The sequence below is a fragment of the Streptomyces sp. ICN903 genome (assembly GCF_022015835.1).
Classification (GTDB): Bacteria; Actinomycetota; Actinomycetes; order Streptomycetales; family Streptomycetaceae; genus Streptomyces; species Streptomyces fenghuangensis.
This window is the reverse complement of sequence record NZ_JAKMAY010000447.1, coordinates 1-3338: the sequence shown is the minus strand read 5'-3', so window position 1 is coordinate 3338 and position 3338 is coordinate 1. Positions and strand designations below refer to the sequence as shown.

The window sequence follows — 3338 nt, the reverse complement described above, 5'->3', positions numbered from 1 at the left end:
GCCCCCACGTCCCCGCGCGTGGGTCACAGCGATGTGGCCAAGCTGCGGGAGGCCGCGCAGGAGGCCCGGCGCTGGGACTCCAAGTACGGCGGCGGTGACTGGCGTTCGTCGATGGTGCCCGAGTGCCTGCGGGTGGACGCCACCCCGCTGCTGCTGGGCTCCTACAGCGACGAGGTGGGCCGCTCGCTGTTCGGCGCGACCGCCGAACTGACGCGTCTGGCCGGGTGGATGGCCTTCGACACCGGCCAGCAGGAGGCCGCGCAGCGCTACTACATCCAGGCGCTGCGGCTGGCCCGGGCGGCGGCGGACGTGCCGCTGGGCGGGTACGTGCTGGCGTCGATGTCGCTGCAGGCGACGTACCGCGGCTTCGCCGACGAGGGCGTGGACCTGGCGCAGGCGGCGCTGGAGCGCAACCGCGGTCTGGCCACGGCCCGCACGATGAGCTTCTTCCACCTGGTCGAGGCCCGCGCCCTGGCCAAGGCGGGCGAGTCGGCGGCCTGCGGCACCTCGCTGGCGGCGGCCGAGGGGTGGCTGGAGCGCTCCCGCGACGGCGACCCGGACCCGTCCTGGCTCGACTTCTACTCCTACGACCGCCTCGCCGCCGACGCCGCCGAGTGCTACCGCGATCTGAGGGCCCCGCGCCAGGTGCGCCGCTTCACCGAGCAGGCGCTGTCGCGGCCGACGGAGGAGTTCGTCCGCTCGCACGGTCTGCGGCTGGTGGTGTCGGCGGTCGCGGAGCTGGAGTCGGGCAATCTGGACGCGGCCTGCGCGGCGGGCACCCGGGCGGTGGAGGTCGCCGGGCGGATCTCCTCGGCGCGGACGACGGAGTACGTGCGGGACCTGCTGCACCGGCTGGAGCCGTACGGCGACGAGCCGCGTGTGGCGGAGCTGCGGGAGCGGGCCCGCCCGCTGCTCGCCGCCCCGGCGTGACACGCGTGGCCCCGGCGCGGCGCCCGGCGGGCCCGGCGGGCGCCGTACGCCTGCCGTGTCCCGTGCGTCCGGGCACGGGCGGTACGGGCCGCTCCCGGAGGCCGTTCAGATGTCCGGTGCGCGGCCGGACGGTTGTCCGTCGGTGCTCCGGGCCATGATGGAGGACGTGTCCACTGTCTCCTCGGCCGCCTCCTCCCCGTCCCCTTCCGCCGGCGGGCCCACCGCGCGGCGCGCGGCGTACGACTGCGACGTGCTGGTCGTCGGCGGCGGGATCGTCGGCCTGTCGACGGCGTACGCGCTCACCCGCGCCCGGCCCGGTACGCGGGTGGTGGTGCTGGAGAAGGAGGACGGCCCGGCCCGGCACCAGACCGGCCGCAACAGCGGGGTGATCCACAGCGGCGTCTACTACCGCCCCGGTTCGCTCAAGGCCCGCTTCGCGGTGCGGGGCGCGACGGAGATGGTCAAGTTCTGCGCGGAGTACGGCATCGCGCACCGGGTGACGGGGAAGCTGATCGTCGCCACCGAGCGCGCCGAGCTGCCCCGGCTGCACGCGCTGGTGCAGCGCGGCCGGGAGAACGGCATCCCGGTGCGCGAACTGGGCCCGGCCCAGATCGCCGAGTACGAGCCGCATGTGAAGGGCCTGGCGGCCATCCACGTGGCCACCACCGGCGTCTGCGACTACGGCGCGGTCGCCGCCGAGCTGGCCCGACTGGTGGAGGCGGCCGGGGCCGAGGTGCGCCACGGCGCGGAGGTGGTCGCCGTGGACCGCCGCCCGGGTGTGGGCGTGGCCGTCCGTACGGCGGCGGGTGCGGTGGTGCGGGCGCGCGCCATGGTCAACTGCGCGGGGCTGCACTGCGACCGGGTGGCCCGGCTGGCGGGCGACGCGCCGCCGGTGCGGATCGTGCCGTTCCGCGGGGAGTACCACGAGCTGGTCCCGGAGCGCGGCCGGCTGGTGCGGGGCCTGGTCTACCCGGTGCCGGACCCGGCGTTCCCGTTCCTGGGCGTCCACCTCACGCGCGGCATCGACGGCTCGGTCCACATCGGCCCCAACGCCGTTCCCGCCCTGGCCCGCGAGGGCTACCGGTGGCGCACCGCCCGCGCCCGCGATCTGGCCGGGACGCTGGGCTGGCCCGGCTTCTGGCACATCGCCCGCCGCCACTGGCGCTACGGGGCCGGGGAGATGCGCCGCTCACTGTCGAAGGTGGCCTTCACCGAGGCGGTGCGCCGGCTGCTGCCGGAGGTGGAGGCCGCCGATCTGCGCCCCGCCCCGGCCGGGGTACGGGCCCAGGCGGTCGGGCGGGACGGCACGCTGGTCGACGACTTCCTGATCACCCGGGCCCCGCACACCGTCCACGTCCTCAACGCGCCCTCCCCGGCGGCGACGGCGTCGCTGCCGATCGGCCGCGAGGTGGCGCGGCGGGCACTGGCGGCGCTGGACGCCGCGCGCTGAGGCCCGCGGCGCCGCTGGGGCCCGGCCGCGCCGCCGCGGCCCTACGGCTTGCGCGCGAGCCCGCCGTACACGGCCGTCTCCGGCCCCGGCTCGCCCTCCGGCCGCCACCGCGAGCACGAGACGACGCCGGGTTCCAGCAGCTCCAGCCCCTCGAAGAAGCCCGCGATCTCCTCCGGGTCGCGCGGGGTGTACGGGGTGGCGGTGCCCCGGGCGTTGTGGCCCTCGATGGCCTGGACGTAGACCGGGTCGGCGGTGGAGCCGTCGTTCAGGCCGAGGAAGCTGCCCGGCGGCAGGGCGTCGACCAGCCGCCGCACCACCGCACGGGCCTCGTCGTAGTCGGGGACCAGGCCCAGGATGCCCATGAGCATCAGGCCGACCGGGCGCGAGAAGTCCAGCGTCCGCGCGGCCTCGGCCAGGATCCTCTCGGGGTCGCGGACGTCGGCGTCGATGTAGTCGCACGCGCCCTCGGGGGAGCTGGTGAGCAGGGCGCGGGCGTGGACCAGCACCAGGGGGTCGTTGTCGACGTAGACGATCCGCGACTCGGGTGCGGTGCGCTGGGCGACCTCGTGGGTGTTGTCCCTGGTGGGCAGGCCGGTGCCGATGTCCAGGAACTGCCGGATGCCCTCCTGCCCGGCCAGGTGCGTCACCGCGCGTCCGATGAAGGCGCGCGAGGCGCGGGTGATGTCGCGCATGCCGGGGAAGGCCGCCAGGACCTTCTCAGCGGCATCCGCGTCGACCTCGTAGTAGTCCTTGCCGCCCGCCAGGTAGTTCCAGATCCGGGCCGAGTGGGGCCGGGAGCTGTCGATCCCGCTTCCGTCGCCCGGCCGCGCGCCGCCGCCCGCCGCCCCGTCCGCGGTCCTGCCCGCCGCTTCGTCCGCCGTTCCGTCCGCCATCCTGTCCGCCTCCTCGGTGCCGACCGTGAGGGGCACACGATCCCACACGGTGTCAGCCCCCACCC

General features: G+C 76.2%; 3 protein-coding genes. 2 read left to right on the top strand and 1 reads right to left on the bottom strand.

Features of this window, described 5'->3' with window-relative positions:
- On the top strand, positions 1 to 930 hold a 930-nt coding region (locus L7D48_RS27475; protein WP_237883596.1), incomplete at its 5' end, for an MFS transporter.
- Positions 931 to 1087: 157 nt separating this feature from the next.
- Positions 1088 to 2380 (top strand): L-2-hydroxyglutarate oxidase, encoded by a 1293-nt coding sequence (gene lhgO, locus L7D48_RS27470; protein ID WP_237883598.1) that lies wholly within the window; start codon positions 1088 to 1090, stop codon positions 2378 to 2380.
- Positions 2381 to 2421: 41 nt separating this feature from the next.
- Here lhgO and L7D48_RS27465 read toward each other — a convergent pair whose 3' ends face one another.
- Positions 2422 to 3336: an SAM-dependent methyltransferase gene (locus L7D48_RS27465; protein WP_237883594.1), complete on the bottom strand. Its 915-nt coding sequence runs from the start codon at positions 3334 to 3336 to the stop codon at positions 2422 to 2424.
- Positions 3337 to 3338: the final 2 nt, after the last annotated feature.